Genomic DNA, 1,024 nt, shown 5'->3' with positions numbered 1-1,024 from the left:
TGTTAACACAACTGCGAATCCGAATACAGTCGATGCGTTACAGTTCGTCGTTGCACAGGCCCCCGGGGCCGGCAATATCGATCTGACCGAAGTGTCGGTTGAACTCGTTGGCACTGATGGTCAGGAGACGTTCACTATCTCGGATAATGAGACAACGAACATTCGTGGACTCAGTAACAATGTGTTAACTGATTCCAGCGATCGCGCAGAAGTCGCCTTCGCTCTTGACGGCAACGCTCCCGCAAGCTACACAGCGCTTGAAGGCGGCGATCAGTTGTCCGTTACCTTCACCACCGCGTCCGGGGCTACCACGACAACCGAGATTCGTATCCCCACGACGCTAACCGACGAACAGAGCTCGGTGAGGCTGTAACCATGTTCGAATTCATTAACAATAACGACGATCGTGGTCAGGTTGGTATCGGGACGCTCATTGTGTTCATCGCAATGGTGCTGGTGGCGGCGATTGCTGCTGGCGTCCTGATCAACACAGCGGGCTTCCTCCAGTCACAGGCAGAAGCAACTGGTGAAGAGAGTACCGACCTTGTGTCGGAGCGGATCGACGTGACGACGAAGGTTGGTATCGTCGGCAGTACCTCTGATGGGACACTCGATGAGATTCGTATCGGCGTCGCAGGTGCTCCTGGGGCCGACCAGATCGACCTGAGCGAAACAACAATCCAAGCGGTTGGACCCAACGGTCAAGAAAGTCTAGTCTTCGTGGATAATTCAGGAAACGCCACGTCTAATCTTGCGTCAGGAGAATTTGCGGTAAAAGATGCAAACGGGGACTTCGTTAGCAACCCGATTCTCAATGAGGACAACCAATACACGATCGTTCTAAATCCGGTCGTCTCACCGTTCGGTGATGGAACCACTGCGGGCGCGTTCGGCGAGAGTGACACCTCATCGCTCGAGATCGTCTCGCCAGCCTCCGCAACAACTTCGGTTGAACTCGTTTCGCCGGACCTCTACAAGGAGACCGGCCAAGCAGTCCGACTCTAACGAACTTCGAACCGACGTT

Annotated in this window: 1 protein-coding gene and 1 pseudogene; both read left to right on the top strand. The window is 54.5% G+C overall.

Translation table 11 applies throughout. The features are described 5' to 3' along the window. Positions 1-373 (top strand): annotated as a pseudogene (locus tag EXE44_RS17065) (flagellin); the annotation flags it as partial. 2 nt (positions 374-375) lie between these two features. After that, a complete protein-coding gene (locus EXE44_RS17060; protein ID WP_137706402.1) occupies positions 376-1,005 on the top strand; it encodes an archaellin/type IV pilin N-terminal domain-containing protein in 630 nt (209 codons plus the stop codon). Positions 1,006-1,024 lie beyond the last annotated feature (19 nt).

Origin of the sequence: Halorubrum sp. SS7 (assembly GCF_005435055.1) — an archaeon.
Lineage (GTDB): Archaea > Halobacteriota > Halobacteria > Halobacteriales > Haloferacaceae > Halorubrum > Halorubrum salinarum.
This window is presented reverse-complemented; position numbering and strand designations above follow the sequence as displayed.

Excerpts from the sequence above, each read along its gene's own strand:
- EXE44_RS17060 (WP_137706402.1), top strand. The coding sequence starts at position 376 with ATGTTCGAATTCATTAACAATAACGACGATCGTGGTCAGGTTGGTATC.